11 protein-coding genes, 1 tRNA gene and 1 pseudogene are annotated in these 16393 nt (G+C 71.0%); 8 read left to right on the top strand and 5 right to left on the bottom strand.

Annotation, left to right across the window (positions count from 1 at the left end; genetic code table 11):
- Positions 1-155: 155 nt before the first annotated feature.
- A pseudogene (locus WEB03_RS04030) lies at positions 156-1352 on the bottom strand (ISAzo13 family transposase); the annotation flags it as partial.
- A 246-nt stretch (positions 1353-1598) separates the two neighbouring features.
- On the opposite strand from WEB03_RS04030, the gene WEB03_RS04025 reads away from it, so the two are divergent.
- Positions 1599-2651, top strand: a complete 1053-nt coding sequence (locus WEB03_RS04025; RefSeq protein ID WP_368069686.1) for an IS110 family transposase — start codon at positions 1599-1601, stop codon at positions 2649-2651.
- Positions 2652-3196: 545 nt separating this feature from the next.
- On the opposite strand, the gene WEB03_RS04020 is transcribed toward WEB03_RS04025, so the two are convergent.
- The 3 genes from WEB03_RS04020 to rsgA all read right to left on the bottom strand — a co-directional run bounded on the left by WEB03_RS04020 (position 3197) and on the right by rsgA (position 4761).
- Positions 3197-3267 (bottom strand) — tRNA-Cys (locus WEB03_RS04020).
- Between the two features lie 61 nt (positions 3268-3328).
- Positions 3329-3712 (bottom strand): hypothetical protein, encoded by a 384-nt coding sequence (locus WEB03_RS04015; RefSeq protein WP_368069685.1) that lies wholly within the window; start codon positions 3710-3712, stop codon positions 3329-3331.
- A gap of 38 nt (positions 3713-3750) precedes the next feature.
- Entirely contained in the window at positions 3751-4761 is a 1011-nt protein-coding gene (gene rsgA / locus WEB03_RS04010; protein ID WP_368069684.1) for a ribosome small subunit-dependent GTPase A, read from the bottom strand.
- 95 nt (positions 4762-4856) lie between these two features.
- Between rsgA and WEB03_RS04005 the strand changes: the two genes are divergently transcribed.
- From WEB03_RS04005 to acs, 4 genes are all read left to right on the top strand, one after another.
- Positions 4857-6323, top strand: coding sequence for a TldD/PmbA family protein (locus WEB03_RS04005; protein ID WP_368069683.1), 1467 nt, complete (start codon positions 4857-4859; stop codon positions 6321-6323).
- Positions 6324-6325: 2 nt separating this feature from the next.
- Entirely contained in the window at positions 6326-7678 is a 1353-nt protein-coding gene (locus tag WEB03_RS04000) for a TldD/PmbA family protein (RefSeq protein ID WP_368069682.1), read from the top strand.
- A 79-nt stretch (positions 7679-7757) separates the two neighbouring features.
- Positions 7758-8552 carry an SDR family NAD(P)-dependent oxidoreductase gene (locus WEB03_RS03995; protein WP_368069681.1) on the top strand — a complete coding sequence of 265 codons (795 nt, stop codon included), beginning with the start codon at positions 7758-7760 and terminating at the stop codon, positions 8550-8552.
- A gap of 69 nt (positions 8553-8621) precedes the next feature.
- On the top strand, positions 8622-10583 hold the full coding sequence (gene acs, locus WEB03_RS03990; RefSeq protein WP_368069680.1) for an acetate--CoA ligase: 1962 nt from the start codon (positions 8622-8624) through the stop codon (positions 10581-10583).
- A 135-nt stretch (positions 10584-10718) separates the two neighbouring features.
- On the opposite strand, the gene WEB03_RS03985 is transcribed toward acs, so the two are convergent.
- A complete protein-coding gene (locus tag WEB03_RS03985; protein ID WP_368069679.1) occupies positions 10719-11264 on the bottom strand; it encodes a hemerythrin domain-containing protein in 546 nt (181 codons plus the stop codon).
- 324 nt (positions 11265-11588) lie between these two features.
- Here WEB03_RS03985 and mbhE point away from each other — a divergent pair, with 324 nt between their 5' ends.
- The 3 genes from mbhE to WEB03_RS03970 are packed head-to-tail and all read left to right on the top strand — an operon-like array spanning position 11589 to position 16392.
- Entirely contained in the window at positions 11589-14426 is a 2838-nt protein-coding gene (mbhE, locus tag WEB03_RS03980) for a hydrogen gas-evolving membrane-bound hydrogenase subunit E (RefSeq protein WP_368069678.1), read from the top strand.
- Positions 14423-14851, top strand: a complete 429-nt coding sequence (locus WEB03_RS03975; RefSeq protein WP_368069677.1) for a sodium:proton antiporter — start codon at positions 14423-14425, stop codon at positions 14849-14851. The genes mbhE and WEB03_RS03975 overlap by 4 nt, the downstream gene beginning before the upstream one ends.
- Positions 14848-16392, top strand: a complete 1545-nt coding sequence (locus WEB03_RS03970; RefSeq protein WP_368069676.1) for a complex I subunit 5 family protein — start codon at positions 14848-14850, stop codon at positions 16390-16392. The genes WEB03_RS03975 and WEB03_RS03970 overlap by 4 nt, the downstream gene beginning before the upstream one ends.
- Position 16393: the final 1 nt, after the last annotated feature.

Genomic DNA, 16393 nt, shown 5'->3' with positions numbered 1-16393 from the left:
CACCGACAGTTGTCCCCCATATGTGGTGTCTCCGAGTCTGACGGGGTTCATTTTGCGACAGCCTGCATGGTGTGATGAGGGCACGGCGTAGGGCTCGTACCCAAGGAACCTCCGCAAAATAACATGGTTGTGGTTCGTCAGTCGGAGTGGGGTTGTTCGGGTGCGATGGTGTAGTTCCAGTCGCCGTGGAACTCGTGAGCCGCGATGGGCAGGGCCTTGAGCACCTTCTTGGTGATCTTGACGCCCAGCGGGTAGTAGCCCTCGTCGAGTTCAGCGTTGACCTTCAGCCCGGTGCGGGTCGTGGTCGCACCGATGAGGTTGACCACGACCTGGTGGCTTGTCAGCGGCCGTCCACGCCAGTTGGCGGTGATCGCGGAGAACAGCCGGTGTTCGATCTTGTTCCATTTCGAGGTTCCGGGCGGGAAGTGGCACACGGTGATCCGAAGGCCGGCCTCGGCCGCGAGCGCCGCAAGCTCGACCTCCCACAGCCGGGGGCGGTAGCCGTTGGATCCGCCCGCGTCCGCGGTGATCAGCAGCCGGTCGGCCTGCGGGTAGATGTGCGAGCCCATCTGCTGCCACCAGCGGCGGATGGTTGCGACCGCGAAGCTTGCGGTGTCGTGGTCGCCGCCGACCGACACCCATGCCTGGTTCGCGCCGACGTCGTACACCCCGTAGGGGATCGCCTTGCCGATCTGTGGGTCGGGGAAATCGTGGGTGTCGACCTCGGCCGGTTGACCTTTGGGCTGCCATTCACGGCCGTTGTTGGACTTGCGGCCCACCAGCTCCTTCTTCTTGGCATCAACCGAGATCACCGGCTGACCAGCGGCCAGGTGCTCAGCGACCTGCTGCGAGAGGTACCCGAACTGCGCGTCACGATCGGGATGGTCGGAGCCCTCCCGGGTCTTGCGGGTCGCCTGCAGCGAGTAGCCCATCTGCTTGAGCAGCCGCCCCACAGTGTCCGCCGACACCTGATGGCCCATCTGCTCGAGAGCGTCCGCGAGGTTGCCGGTCGACTTCGCGGTCCAGCGCAGCGGACACATCGGATCGCCCCGAGACTCGGGCTCGACCAGATCATCGAGGTCGGCCAACAGATCCGGGTCGGTGTCGATCAGCCGCTTCCGGCCCCCACCCTCACCACGCACCCGAGCCTGCGGCATGGCCTCCTCACCGACCTCCGAAGCAGCCTTGGACACCGTGGTGCGGCTCATCCCCGACGCACGCGTGACCGCCGCGATGCCCCCACGCCCCAACGCCCGTGCCTGCGCCCCGATCAGCACCCGCCGCTGACGCTCATCCAACTGCGGAAGCACCGCGGTCAGCATCTGCGCCAGCCCGGCCTCGGTGACCTCCATACCCCAAGCCTACAACACCACCCTCAAACGACCAAATTATCTTGCGGAGACTCCTAACGTCGAGGATCTCGGCGGGTTGACTCCATAACCGCCTGCCGGCCGCTGTTTCGGTGGCGTTTGGCCTGATTACGAACTGCCGCCCGTCGAGATCCGCCTCTGGCGTGGCTCGAGACAGGAATGCGGCAGATCACTCGCATGAGGTATGCCCGCCAGGGGTGACCGTCGCTACTGGTGGAAGGAGCCTTCATGACGGTCATGATCGGGATCGATCCCCACAAGCGATCGCACACCGCGGTCGCCCTCGACGAACACGACGTGGTGCTTGACGAGCTCCGCATCGACGCTGACGCCCGGCAGATCGAACGCCTCCTGGCGTGGGCCGACCGCTGGCCCCAGCGGATCTGGGCCATCGAGAACGCCAACGGGCTCGGCTGGCTGCTGTCCCGGCAGCTGCTCGAGGCCGACGAGCAGGTCCGCGACGTGCCCGCGGCGCTGTCGGCCCAGGTCCGCAAGCTGTCAGGCTCAGGGCACAAGACCGACGCGCACGACGCCCGCTCGACCGCGGTCGCCGGCCGACACGCCCGCCGGCTGCGAACAGTGGTGCCAGACGGGACCCCGCAGGTCCTGGGGCTGATCCTCGAGCGCCGCTGGCGGATCGTCTCGACCCGGCAACGCGCCCTGGTCGCCATCCACGAACAGCTCGTCAAACTGGTCCCTGGCGGTGTTCCACGGCATCTGAGCGCGGACAAGACCGCGGCTGCGTTGCGCAAGATCCGGCCCACCAACCCGGTCGGGGCGATGCGCCGCCTGACCGTGGTCGAGCTGCTCGCCGAGCTACGCAGCCTCGATCGCAAGCGCAAGACCATCGACGCCGAACTCGGCCAAGCGCTGGCCGACTACGGCACCTGCCTGATGGACATCGACGGGATCGGACCGGTCGCGGCCGCCACCATCATCTCCATCGTCGGCGACGTCCGGCGCTTCCCCGACGCCGACCACTTCGCCTCGTTCACCGGGACCGCACCCGTCGCCGCGTCCTCGGGCGAGGTGGTGCGCTACCGGCTCAACCTCGGTGGGCAGCGCGAGATGAACAAGGTCCTGCACATCGCCGCGCGGGTCCAGAGCAACCTGCCGAACAGCGCCGGACGGATCTACATCCACCGCAAGCTCGCGGAAGACAAGACCCGCGCCGAAGCGACCCGTTCGCTCAAGCGCCACCTGTCCAACGCGGTCTACCGCGCCCTGCAGGCCGACCTCGCCGCGCATGAAGCGTCCGGGGAGGACAGCCAGGCCGCGTAGGTCAGGCCGAAGCCGACAGGACACTGACCTGGAATTCGAGTCACTTCCCCGGACCAGTTCACCGTAACGCTCACCCCGCCCGACGTCACCCGGCACCGGGCCCAGCCACGTTGCGCTCGAACCACCCCAGGATCCGCCCGTTGACACAGACAGGGTTCGGTATGACTATGTGCGGAGCGGCGCCGAGAGACACCCGCCGATCATCACAGTGCGGACTCCACCTGGTAGTGGGACGGCAACGGGCCTGGCGCCGGTATCGGGGACCAGACTGGAGCCCGTCGGCGCTTCGAGCGAGCCGTGCGGGTCGCACGGAGCGGACACTGCAGGGGCAGCGACCGCCTGGCGTTGCGCATCGTCACCGAGGACCTCATCCTCGACGACCGAGCCCGATGTGTGTGCGGACCGACCGGAACAGGCCCGGAACACCGCTGGGCAGATGCTGCCAAGGTCTGCGGAGGGTTGCGGAGTCGCCACGAGCACGAAGGACGCCACGTCGCGTCGCAGGAGAGCGCTAACGTGGCGTGTTCTGGGTGTTCCGACGCGAGAGGCGGGGACGGGAATCGAACCCGTGATGGAGGATTTGCAGTCCTCTGCCTTACCACTTGGCCACCCCGCCGTGGGGCGTGCGGGAGGGTAGCGGTGACGCGCGGACGGGTGCGGATCCGCGCCCGGCCGGGTCACCAGGGACGGTCGTCGTCGCCCAGCATCCCGAGCGGACCGGTCCGCCAGCGCGATCCCCGCCACCACGACAGACCCATGCCAGCTGCGAGGATGCCGACGCCGAGCGCTCGTCCGGCCGAGCGCCACCCGACGACGACGGCCAGCGGATCGCGCGGTGCGAACCGACCGAACCGGGTGACCTCGATGGTCTCGCTGGGTGACAGGCGTACGGCCCGGCCGTCCTCGACGCGGTCCCAGCCCGGACGGACCGTGAACCGATCGGCCACCAGCTGCGCGTCGTCGGCGGCACGCCGGAGCGCACCGTGGGTCGGACGCCCGCGCTTGGCGGACCGCACCAGCTCACGTTCGAGCTGACGCCCGAACGTCGTCTGCCGTGCCACGGTCCCTCCAGCGATCTCGGGCCCACGACCCTAGAGGCTCAACCCTCCGCGTCCCGCAGCGCGGACAGGAGCCGGCGGTAGGTGTCGAGCCGTGCCGGGTGCACCTCGCCAGCGGCCAACGCGGCCGGAAGGCGGCAGCCCGGTTCGCCATCGTGCAGGCAGTCGTCGAGCTCGCAGTCGAGCTGGGCGAGCTCCGGCAGGTGGTCGGCGAGGTGATCCGCGTCGAGCGTTCCCAACCCGAACGAGCGCACACCCGGCGTGTCGACCAACCAGGCCTCGAGGCCGGGCACCGGCACCGCGATCGCCGCCACGGTCGTGTGGCGTCCGCCGAAACGTCCGATCTCGGCCACCACCTGGTCGACGTCGGGCACGAGGAGGTTGAACAGCGATGACTTGCCGACCCCCGAATGGCCCGTGAACGCGGTCCAGGTCCCGGCCAGCAGCATCCGCAGCTCGTCGACCCCCTCCCCCGTCTCCGCCGAGGTGATCCGCACCGGGACCCCGATCGCCTCGTAGCGCGCCACCGCATCGTCCAGCGTGGACCGGTCCGTGACGAGGTCGACCTTGTTGAGGCACAGCACCGGGTCGAGCCGGCCGACCGAGGCGGCGACGAGCACCCGGTCGGCGAACCGGACGCCGACGTCGAGGTGGTCGGCGGTGAGCACCACCACGATCTGGTCGGCGTTGGCGACCACGACGCGCTCGTCCTCCTGCGCGTCGTCACCGGTGCGGATCAGCCAGCTGTCGCGGTCGAGCAGCTCGGTGATCCGCGCCACGTCGTTGACGTCCCGGGGCGGGACGACACGGACGCGGTCGCCGACGGACACCTTGGTGCCGCGCATGCCGCCAGCGAACCGTGAGGGCAGCAGCTCATCCTCGAACACGACGGTGATGCGGCCACGGTCGACCGCGACGACACGTGCGACCTCGTGCTCGGCGACCTTGCGCTTGGCGGATTCGGACAGCGCGTCGGTCTTGCGGCGCGGTTCGACGAACGCGTGGTCATCCTCCCACTCGTCCTCGAACGCTTCGACGTCGATACGTGCCATGTGCCCATCCTGCCACCCGCGCACGCCCGACCGCGCCTCGACCTCGCCGCTAGCGTCCCGCGCACGCTCGTGCCCCGACGTGGGAGACCAGCCCCGTGCCAGAACGTCCGCTCGATGACACCGGCTTCGACCTCGCCGGTGCCGCCGTCGAAGCCGCCCTCGCAGCCGGCGCCACCTACGCCGACGCGCGTCTGGTCCGTCGCCGCAGCGAACGGATCGCGGCCCGCAACGGCGAGTTCGAGACGGTCGCGACCGCTGAGGACCTCGGCATCGGTGTCCGCGCGCTGATCGGCAGCTCCTGGGGGTTCGCCGCCACCTCGGACCTCACCGACGCCGCCGCGGCCAAGGCCGGCGCCGAGGCGACCGCGACGGCCAAGGCGTCCGCCCTCGTGCCCGGCAAGGGCCTGGAACTCGCCGACGTCGAGGTCCGCCAGGACACCTACCGCACCCCGCACGAGGAGGATCCGTTCGCGGTCCCGCTCAGCGAGAAGGTGGAGCTGGTCACCGGCGTGACCCGCGACATGCTGGGCGTCGACGGTGTCGCCGTCGCGACGGCGCAGCTGATGTTCTGGGACACCGAGAAGTGGTTCGTGTCCTCGCAGGGCCACCGCATCGCCCAGCACCTGGTCGAGACCGGTTGCGGTATGGACGCCACCGCCGTCGGTGACCAGGAGACCCAGCGGCGCAGCTACCCCCAGTCCTTCGGGCACGTCGAGACCGGCGGCTACGAGGTCGTGCGGCGCTTCGACCTCCCCGCGAACGCGGTCCCCATCGCCGAGGAGGCCGTGCAGCTGCTGACGGCCGCACCGTGCCCCGCCGGTGAGATGGACCTCATCCTCGACTCCACCCAGCTCGCGCTCCAGATCCACGAGTCCGTCGGACACGCCACCGAACTCGACCGCATCCTCGGGTGGGAAGCGGCGTTCGCCGGCACCTCGTTCCTCGACCTCGAGCAGCTCGGGTCGCTGCGCTACGGCTCCGAGCTCATGAACATCACCGCCGACGCGACCATCCCCGGTGCGCTCTCCACCTTCGGGTACGACGACGAGGGCACACCGGCGCAGAAGGTCGACATCGTGCGCGAGGGCACCTGGGTCGGCGTCCTGTCGGGCCGGGACTCGGCGCACCTCGCCGGTCTGCCACCCGGAGGGATGGTCCGCGCCGACGGGTTCAACCGGCTACCGATGGTGCGGATGACCAACGTCGGACTGCTGCCCGGTGAGGGCACCATGGAAGAGATCGTGGCCGACACCGCACGTGGCGTCGTCATGGCCCAGAACCGGTCGTGGTCGATCGACGACAAGCGCCTGAACTTCCAGTTCGGTTGCGAGATCGGGTGGGAGGTCGTCGACGGCGAGCGCACCCGCATGGTCAAGAACCCGACCTACACCGGCATCACCCCGACGTTCTGGGGGTCTCTCGACCGGCTCGCCGGCGAGGACGAGTGGGTGCCCTGGGGGCTGCCGAACTGCGGCAAGGGCCAGCCGATGCAGGTGGGCCACACCGGCCACCCGGCATCTCCTGGCCGGTTCAGGAACGTCCGCGTCGGGGTGAAGGGGTGAGCGTGAGCGACGTCCAAGGACAGCTGCAGGAGCTCGCTGACGACGTGATCGCGAGCGTCGGGGCTCACCGCTCCGATGCGGAGGCCAACGTCAGCGTGACCCGGACCCGTCACGGGCTGACGCGGTTCGCCAACTCGTTCATCCACCAGCACGTCGGTGAGGACACCCGCGAGGTCCGGTTGACCCTCGCCATCGAGGGACGCACCGCCACCGCGTCGACGACCGACACCGACCCGGAGGGGTTGCGTCAGCTCGTCGAGCGCACGCTCACCTCGGCCGAGGTCCAGCCGGTCGATCCGACGTGGCCCGGCGCCACCCCGCGGGTCGACGTGTCCGGCACCGGCAACCTCGACCCGGCGACGGCGGACGCAGCACCCGGCGACCGTGCCCAGCTGGTCAAGGCCTTCGTCGACGAGGGACCGGGCCTGCGCGCCGCGGGTTTCGTCGACACCGCGACCACCGAGGCCGCCTTCGCGTCCACGGCGGGGCAACGGGTCAGCGGCGCCGCCACACGCGCGACCCTCGACGGGATCCACCAGACCGCCACCTCCGCGGGCAGCGGCCACGCGACCTCGTTCCGGCTGAGCGAACTCGACGCCGCCGCCGCGGGTGCGCGGGCGGCCGACCTGGCCCGCCGGAGTGAGCGGGCCGTCGACATCGACCCTGGGACCTACCCGGTCGTGCTGATGCCCGAGGCCGTCGCCACGGTGCTCACGTTCATCGCGGTGTACGGCTTCAACGGCAAGGCCCACCACGAGGGAGCGTCGTTCGCGGAGATCGGCGAGCAGCAGTTCGACCCCTCGATCACGATCACCGCCGATCCGAGCGATCCGCGTTCGCTGGGGCTGCCGTTCGACGCCGAAGGTTCGCCACGGCGGCGCTACCCGCTGGTCGCGGACGGCATCACCGAGAACCTCGCCCACGACCGTCGGACGGCACAGGTGGTCGGGGCCACCACCACGGGCGACGCGCTCCCCGGCGGCGAGGGCTTCGGTGCGATGCCCGGCACGCTCGTGCTACGACCGGGCGCGGCCACATCGGACCAGATGATCGCGTCGGTCGAGCGCGGCCTGCTCGTGACCCAGTTCCACTACTGCCGCATCCTCGACCCGAAGTCCCAGGTGGTCACCGGCCTGACGCGCAACGGCACCTTCCTCATCGAGGACGGCCAGGTCACCGGAGCCGTCGGCAACCTGCGGTTCACGCAGTCGTTCACCGCCGCGCTCGGCGAGGGGCAGGTCTTGCAGCTCGGCGGCGACGACCGCTACGCGTCCGGAGACTTCGGCGAGGGCATGATCATCGCCCCGTCGCTGCAGCTCGCCGGCTGGAACTTCACCGGGGGCGCGAAGGGCTGACCCGACATCGCTCGGCCGACCGGGCCGTCCGGGTCGCAGGTCGCGTAGCGTCGCCGCGACCGACCGAGGAGCACCGACCGTGCAGGACTTCACCCGAGCGCTCGTGACGGGCGCCTCGACGGGCATCGGCGCCGCCATCGCCACCGATCTGGCGCGGCGTGGCGTCGACCTCGTCGTCGTGGCTCGATCCACGGACAAGCTCGAGGCGCTCGCGGAACAGCTCGGTGGCGCCCACGGTGTCCAGATCGAGGTGCTCCCGGCGGACCTCACCGACGCCGACCAGCTCGGCGCGGTCGAGGAGCGGCTGCAGCGCGGTGGCGACGACGCCGTCGACCTGCTCGTCAACAACGCGGGGTTCGGGACCGCGGGCCCCTTCCTCGAATCGACACCGGACCGCGCCGCCGGCGAGATCGCGCTGAACGCGACCGCGCTGACGCGCCTGACCTACGCCGCGCTCGGGCGGATGGTCGACGCCGGCCGTGGCGGCATCCTGAACGTGTCGTCCATCGGCGCGTTCCAGCCGGTCCCCCACCTCGCCGTCTACGCCGCGACGAAAGCGTTCGTGTCCTCCTTCACCGAGGCGGTGCACGAGGAGGTCCGCGGCTCGGGCGTCCACGTCACGGCGCTCTGCCCGGGGTTCACCCGCAGCGACTTCGTCGAGGCAGCCGGCGCTGGATCCGAGGCGTCGAGGCTGCCCGGGTTCCTGTGGCAGGAGGCCGAGCCGGTCGCCAAGGCCGGGGTCGACGGGGTCCGTCGCGGTCGTGCGGTCGTCGTCAGCGGATCGATCAACAAGGTCAGCTCGGGGCTGTCCTCGGTCACCCCGTCCCCGGTCAGCCGGCGGCTCATCGGCGGGGTCATCGGACGTCTGTCCTGACTACGGTCGGGACGGGAGCCAACGCCGCCGGCACCGTCGAGCGGCGACAACGGGACGAAAGGGAGCACCGTGGCATCTGACGCGATCGAGGGTCTGCTCGACGAGGCCCGCACCTTCCCGCCACCCGAGGCGTTCAAAGCCGAGGCCCGCACGACCGACGCCGAGGTCTACGACGAGGCCGCCGAGGACCGCGAGGGGTTCTGGGCCCGTCAGGCCGCGGAGCTCGAGTGGTCCGAGGACTGGGACACGATCCTCGAGTGGGAACCGCCCTACGCCAGGTGGTTCGTCGGCGGCGAGCTCAACGTCAGCCACAACTGCGTCGACCGGCACGTCGCCGCCGGCCACGGTGACCAGGTCGCCTACCACTGGGAGGGCGAACCGGGCGACACCCGCACCATCACCTACGCGCAGCTGCTCGAGGACGTCCAGCGTGCCGCGAACGCGCTGAAGGAGCTCGGGGTCGAGCGGGGCGACCGGGTCGCGGTCTACCTGCCGATGATCCCCGAGCTGCCGGTCACGATGCTCGCCTGCGCGCGCATCGGCGCGGTCCACTCGGTGGTGTTCGCTGGGTTCTCCGCGCAGGCCCTCCGCGACCGCATCAACGACTCGGACTGCAAGGTCGTGGTCACCGCGGACGGTTCCTGGCGCCGCGGCAGCGTCTTCCCGCTCAAGGAGCACGTGGACGAGGCGCTGCAGGACACGCCGTCGATCACCAAGGCCCTCGTGGTCAAGCGCACCGAGAACGACGTCACGATGCAGGACGGTCGCGACGTGTGGTGGCACGACCTCGTGCCTGGCCAGCCGACCGAGTGCCCGCCCGAGTCGATGGACAGCGAGGACCTGCTCTACCTGCTCTACACCTCGGGCACGACCGGCAAGCCCAAGGGGATCATGCACACCACGGGCGGGTACCTGACCCAGGTGGCCTACACCCACCGCGAGGTGTTCGACCTCAGGCCGGACACCGACGTGTACTGGTGCGCCGCGGACATCGGGTGGGTCACGGGCCACAGCTACATCGTCTACGGGCCGCTCGCCAACCGCGCCACCTCGGTGCTCTACGAGGGCACGCCGAACTTCCCCGCAGAGGACCGCTTCTGGGAGATCGTCGAGACGTACGGCGTCACCCAGCTCTACACCGCGCCGACCGCCATCCGCGCCTTCATGAAGTGGGGTGACCACCACCCGGAGGGCCACGATCTGTCGAGCCTGCGGTTGCTCGGCACCGTCGGCGAGCCGATCAACCCCGAAGCCTGGATGTGGTACCGCGAGGTCATCGGTGGCGGACGTTGCCCCATCGTCGACACGTGGTGGCAGACCGAGACCGGCGCGATCATGATCAGCCCGCTCCCGGGCGCGACCACGACCAAGCCGGGGTCGGCGACCTTCCCCATCCCCGGGATCTCGGCGGACATCGTCGACGAGAAGGGGAACTCGGTCGCGATCCCCGGCGGGGGGTACCTCACCCTCGACCAGCCGTGGCCGTCGATGCTCCGCGGCATCTGGGGCGACGAACAGCGGTTCAAGGACACCTACTGGTCGCGTTTCGAGGGCCGCTACTTCGCCGGCGACGGCGCCAAGCGCGACGACGACGGCTACTTCTGGCTGCTCGGCCGCGTCGACGACGTGATGAACATCTCGGGGCACCGCATCTCGACCACCGAGGTGGAGTCGGCGCTCGTCAGCCACCCGTCGGTCGCCGAGGCAGCGGTCGTCGGCCGCGCCGACGCCCAGACCGGGCAGGCGATCGCCGCGTTCGTGACGCCGCGCGGCGGGATCGAACCGAGTGACGAGCTCGCCAAGGAGCTGCGCGAGCACGTGGCGAAGGTCATCTCGCCGATCGCCAAGCCCGCGTCGCTGCTGTTCACCGCCGACCTGCCGAAGACCCGGTCCGGCAAGATCATGCGGCGGCTGCTCAAGGACATCGCCGAGGACAAGGAACTCGGCGATGTCACCACGCTGGCCGACGCGTCGGTCGTCGACACCATCAAGGGCCGCTACCTGTCCGGCCAGGGAAGCAGCGACGCCTGACGCGGCACGACCACCTCGATGTTCGGTTCCTGGCGCTCAGGCGCCAGGAACCGGCGCGAACCGCGGCCCCGCACGCCTCCTGCCAGGCAGTTCCTGGCGCTCAGGCGCCAGGAACCGGGGGAGGACATCGGAACGTCAGTCGTCGAGCAGGCCCTCGCGCTCGCCCTCGGCGACGAGCCGGGCGACGTTGCGGACGTCGCCGGGTGAACCGTCGAGCAGCTCGCCACGGACCCGCAGGAAGGCGGCCCCGAGCGTGCTGCGCTGCTCGTCGGACACGTTCTCACGTGCGGCGTTGAGGACGTCACGCTCCTCCTCGTCGAGGTGGTGGGTCAGCGCCTCGGACAGCTCCTCGAGCGCCTCCTCGAACGCCTCGTCGTCGTCGGCATCGGCCCGCAGCAGCGCGAGCAGGGCCTCGTGGCCCTCGGCGTGCTCCTCGGTGCCGTGCTCGATGTCCTCGGCCTCCTCCGGCGCCTTGCGCTTCAGCGTCGGGTAGACCTCGCGCTCCTCGGCCTCGGCGTGCGCGACCAGCAGGTCGGCGAGGTCGCTCCGCACCCCGGCCCGATCGGCCTCGCGGTTCCGGAGCTCGCGGAGCAGCCGCTCGAACTCCCGGTGGTCGGCGAGGATCAGCTCGACGACGTCGTCGCCCTCGATCGTGTCCGCGCCCCTCGGTGTGTCGCTCACAGCGTTCCGCTTCGCTCCAGGGTCACCACGGCGGCGACCTCATCCAGCTGTGTTCGTACCTCCGCGTGGGCCCGGGCGGGCGCTCCCACCCCGCTCGACCGGACGGTCACGACCCGGTGACATCGGTCGGCCCCGTCGGGCCCGGCGCGCCGCGGGAGCACGGTGGATGGCTGGCGTCGGCGCAGCTAGCCTCCGCGGGACCACCCGCCCAGAACCCCGCTGCCACCCGCTCCCCCGAGGTCCCTCCCCCGTGTCCGCTCCTTCCCGGCTCCCGGTCCCGCGGCCGGTCCGCGCCCCCCGCAGAGGTTCGTGGTGATGCTCCTGGTGAGCGTGGCAGCTGTCTTCGTGCTGGCGGCCCTGACTCCGCTCCTCGTCCGCGGGCTCGGTCGCGATGCCGGGTACGTGGGCGCCGCCGTGCTGGCCGGCATCGCGGTCTGGCTCGGCGCGTCGACTCCCACCGTCCTCGGCGGCGAGGCGGTGACCGCCGAGGTGCGTTGGATCCCGCAGGTCGACATCTCCTTCACCCTGCGCATGGACGGGATCGGCCTGCTGTTCGCTCTCATCGTCCTCGGCATCGGTGCGGTCGTCCTGGCCTACGCCGCCCGCTACTTCGGCCGCGACCAACGACGCAAGGCGTCCCGCTACCTGGCCCTCCTCACCTTCTTCGCCGGAGCGATGCTCGGGCTGGTCCTCGCCGACGACGTCGTGCTCCTGTTCGTGTTCTGGGAGCTCACCAGCATCTCGAGCTTCTTCCTCATCGGTGGGCTCGGCGAGGGCAAGGCCGGGGCGACCCGCGCGCTCCTGATCACCTCCATCGGTGGGCTCGCGCTGTTCGCCGGCGCGATCCTGCTCGGCGTCGAGGGCGGCACCACCTCGCTGTCCGCCCTGGCAGCGGACCCGTCCGCGATCGTCGCGTCGCCGCTGGCGCCGGTCATCGTCGTGCTGCTCCTGCTGGCCGTGGCGACCAAGTCAGCCCAGCTGCCGTTCCACTTCTGGCTGCCGGGCGCGATGGTGGCGCCGACCCCGGTCAGCACCTACCTCCACGCCGCCACGATGGTGAAGGCGGGCATCTACCTGCTGTTCCGGACCACCGGGATCCTCAGCGAGGTCCCCATGTGGACCCCGACGCTGGTGGTGCTCGGCGGTGCCACGGCGGTGTACGCCGCGTTCGTGGCCACCACACAGGACGACCTCAAGGGGCTGCTCGCGTTCTCGACGGTGAGCCAGCTCGGGATGATCGTGCTCATCCTCGGGGTCGGCACACCCCTCGCGATCGCCGTCGCGGGGCTCTACACGTTGTCGCACGCGCTGTACAAGGCGACGCTGTTCATGACCGTCGGGATCATCGACAGCGCGACGGGGACCCGGTCGCTCGCTGCCCTCGGCGGGCTCCGACGGCACCTCCCCCTCGTCGCGCTCGCCGGCGGCCTCGCCGCGATCTCGATGGCCGGGCTGCTCCCCCTCGTCGGGTTCGTGGCCAAGGAGGAGGCGTTCGCGGCGCTGCTCCACGCCGAGACCGCGTGGGTCGGTCCCGTCGGCACCGCCCTGGCGGTGCTCGCCAGCTTCGGGACGTTCGCCTACAGCGCTCGCTACTACCTCGGCACGTTCGAGGGGCCGGTCCGGACACCGGCCCACCGCGCGCCGGCCGGGTTCGTGCTCCCCGCTGTGCTCACCGGCGTCGCCGGGCTCGCGCTCGGTCTGGTGGTGCCCGTCCTCGACCCGCTCGTCAACGGCCTCGCGCGCGACGCCACGGGCACCGACCCCGAACTGCACCTCGCTCTCTGGCACGGCCTCACCCTGCCGCTCGGCCTGTCGATCCTCGTCGTCCTCGTCGGCAGCGCCCTGTACCTCCAGCGCGACCGCGTCACCGGGCTGCTGACCCGCAGGCCGCTTCCCCGCGGCGCGGACGTGTTCGACCGCGCCTACGACGGGCTGCTCGCCCTCGGCAGCCGGGTCGGCCGGACCTCGACGTCGGACGCCACCGTCACCTACCTGCTGCCGGTGCTGCTGACCGCCGTCGCCGTGGTCGGCGCCGCGACCGCCACGATCGACCTCAGCGACCTCGGTGCGCCGGCGCCCTCCCTCGCCGGTGACGGCGTGGTCATCGTGCTGCTGCTCGGGGCCGTCATCGCCGCCGTGGTCGCCAGGGGGCGGCTCGCGGCCATCGCCGCGCTGGGTCTGACAGGGTTCACCGTGGCGGTGTGGTTCGTGCTGCTCGGTGCACCCGACCTCGCGCTGACCCAGATCCTCATCGAGACCCTGACCGTCGCCCTGGTCGTGGTCGTCTTCCGCCGCCTTCCCGGGCGGTTCCCGAACGCCGGCCGGCGCCGGAGGGTGCTGGGCATCGTGACCGCGGCGCTCGTCGGCACCGGGGCCGCTACCGCGACCTACCTCGCGACCGGTCGCCGGGAACTGTCGGACATCGGAGGCTCGCTGCTGGCCGAGGGTCAGGACCTCACCGGAGGCGCCAACGTCGTCAACACCATCCTGGTCGACTTCCGGGCCCTAGACACCCTCGGCGAGGTGGTGGTCCTCGCCATCGCCGCCCTCGGCATCCTCGCGCTCGTGCGGTTCGTGCCGCGCGACGCGGTACCGATGCCCCACCGGGACGACCCGACCGCTGCCATCGAGCCCGACTTCAGTGACGCCCGCTTCGGTGGCGCCGGCATGATCGGCAGCCAGCTCCTGCGCACCACGACCGCCATGCTGGCCCCAGCGATGGTCGTCGCGTCGCTCTGGCTGTTGCTGCGCGGCCACAACGCGGTCGGAGGCGGCTTCATCGGCGGCCTGGTCGCCGGCGCGGCCATCGTGCTGCGCTACTTCAGCCACGGACACGCGGACATCTGGCACGCGCGCACGACCCGGACGGTCCCGACCGTCGGGATCGGCGTCCTGATCGCCGTCGGGTACGGACTCGGTGGGCTGGGCCTGACGGGCGCGTTCCTGGCCGGCGGGAAGATCCCCCTCCCGTTCGTCGACGACGTCGCCGCATCGCTCGTGTTCGACATCGGCGTCTACGTCGTGGTGGTCGGGCTGGTCGCCTCCATCATCCGCCACCTCGGCCAGAGCGTCGGGCCGCACTCGCTCCCCGGCCGTGACGACGACGCCGGTGACCTCGACACGCGTGAGACCGCGAGGACCGGCAGTGGGGGGCTCTCGTGACCGCGGCTCTCATCGTCGGCATCCTCGCCGCAGCCGGTACCTACCTCGTGCTCCAGCGCGGCATCGTGCGGATCACGCTCGGCTTCGTCCTGCTCGGCCACGCGGCCACCACGGCCCTGTTGGCCGCTGGTGGCGTCGCCCGCCGCGACCTCGCCTTCGTCGGTGCGCCCGGGACCCCCGGCGATCCGCTGCCGCAGGCGTTCGCGTTGACGGCCATCGTCATCTCGTTCGGGGTGACCGCCTTCCTGCTCGCGCTCGCCTACCGCAGCCGCGACACCCTCGGGCACGACGATGTCGAGGCTCCCGACCTCGAGGGCTCGTTGCTCGACCAGTCAGCGTCGGCACTCGAGCTGCGGATCCCGACCGCGGACGAGGACGCTGAACCGGTCGATGACGCACCAGGTAACCGGGAGGATGGCCGATGAGCGCCCTCCTCGTCGCGCCCTTCGCGCTGCCGCTGGCCGTGGCGGCGCTGCTGCTGCTGCTCCGGCGACGCCCCCACCTCCAGCGGGTGATCGGCGTAGCCGGCGTCGTCGCCCTGGTCGCGGTCGGGGTCGGCCTGGTCGTGGCCACCGCGGGTGGCGAGGTCCACGCCACCCGGGTGGGTGGTTGGCCGGGCGGGTTGGCCATCGTGTTCGTCGCGGACGGCGTCTCGGCGCTGCTCGTCGCCGGTGCCTCGATCGTCAGCGTGCTGTGCCTGGTGACCGCCGCAGCACGGGACGAGGACCGCCACCCGCTCTTCCACCCGCTCGTCGCGGTCCTGCTCGCCGGTGTGCTCGGCTCCTTCGTCACCGGCGACCTGTTCAACCTGTTCGTCACCTTCGAGGTGATGCTCATCGCCTCGTACGTGCTCGTCGCGCTGCGCGGCGGGCCGCGCGAGGTCCGTGCGAGCACGGTGTACGTGACGGTCAACCTGCTGGCCTCGGCGATGCTCCTGATCGGGATCGCCCTGCTGTACGGGGCAGCCGGCACCGTGGAACTCGCCTCGCTGCACCGCGTCGTGGTCGAGGTGCCGAACGCCGCCATCGGAGCGACGCTCGTGGCCACCGCCGTCGCGGTGAAGGCCAGCCTGGTACCGCTGCACAGCTGGCTGCCACGTGTCTACCCCGTCGCGGGCCCCGCCACGACAGCGCTGTTCTCCGCGCTGCTGACCAAGGCCGGCGTGTACGTGCTGCTGCGCCTCGACAGCACCGTGTTCGCCGACGTCGACGCGTTCCGCCAGGTCCTCCTGGTGGTCGCGGTCGTGACGATGGTCATCGGTGTCCTCGGCGCGGTCGGGCGCAGCGACGTCCGCGGCATCCTCTCGTTCCACATGGTCAGCCAGGTCGGCTACCTGGTCCTGCCGATCGGCATCGGCACCGTCGCCGCCTACACCGCCGGCCTGGTCTACCTGCTGCAGTACCTGGCGGTGAAGGGCTCGCTGTTCCTGACCGCCGCGGCCATCGAGACCATCACCGGTACCGGCCAGCTCGCGCGGCTCGGCGGGATGCTGCGCACCCGCCCGGCGCTGGCGATCGGTTTCCTCCTGCCGGCCCTCAGCCTCGCCGGCATCCCACCGACGTCCGGGTTCGTCGGCAAGTTCCTCCTGGTCGACGCCGCGTTCGAGAGCCATCTGCTCCTCGCCGGCGGGGTGGCCGTGGCGGTCAGCTTCGCAACGTTGCTGTCGATGCTGAAGATCTGGAACGGCGTCTTCTGGGGCGAGCGGACCTCCGAGGTGACCGACGAGCCGGGCCTCGCCGCCTACAGCTTCCCCGTGCCCGCTGGTGGGGCCGGCGGCGGCGATCCCCCCGCTCCGCCCGTGGTGCGGAACGGCCGGACCCTGGCGCTGGCTGCCCCTGCCCTCCTCGTCGGCGTCCTCGTCCTCGCCCTCGGGGTCCTGGCCGGACCGCTGGTCGACCTGGTGCAGCCAGCGGCGCAGACGCTGGCCGACCCGCAGCCGTACCTCGACGCCGTGCGGAGGTCCTGAC

Source organism: Nitriliruptor sp. (assembly GCF_040882075.1).
Classification (GTDB): Bacteria; Actinomycetota; Nitriliruptoria; order Nitriliruptorales; family Nitriliruptoraceae; genus Nitriliruptor.
This window is presented reverse-complemented; position numbering and strand designations above follow the sequence as displayed.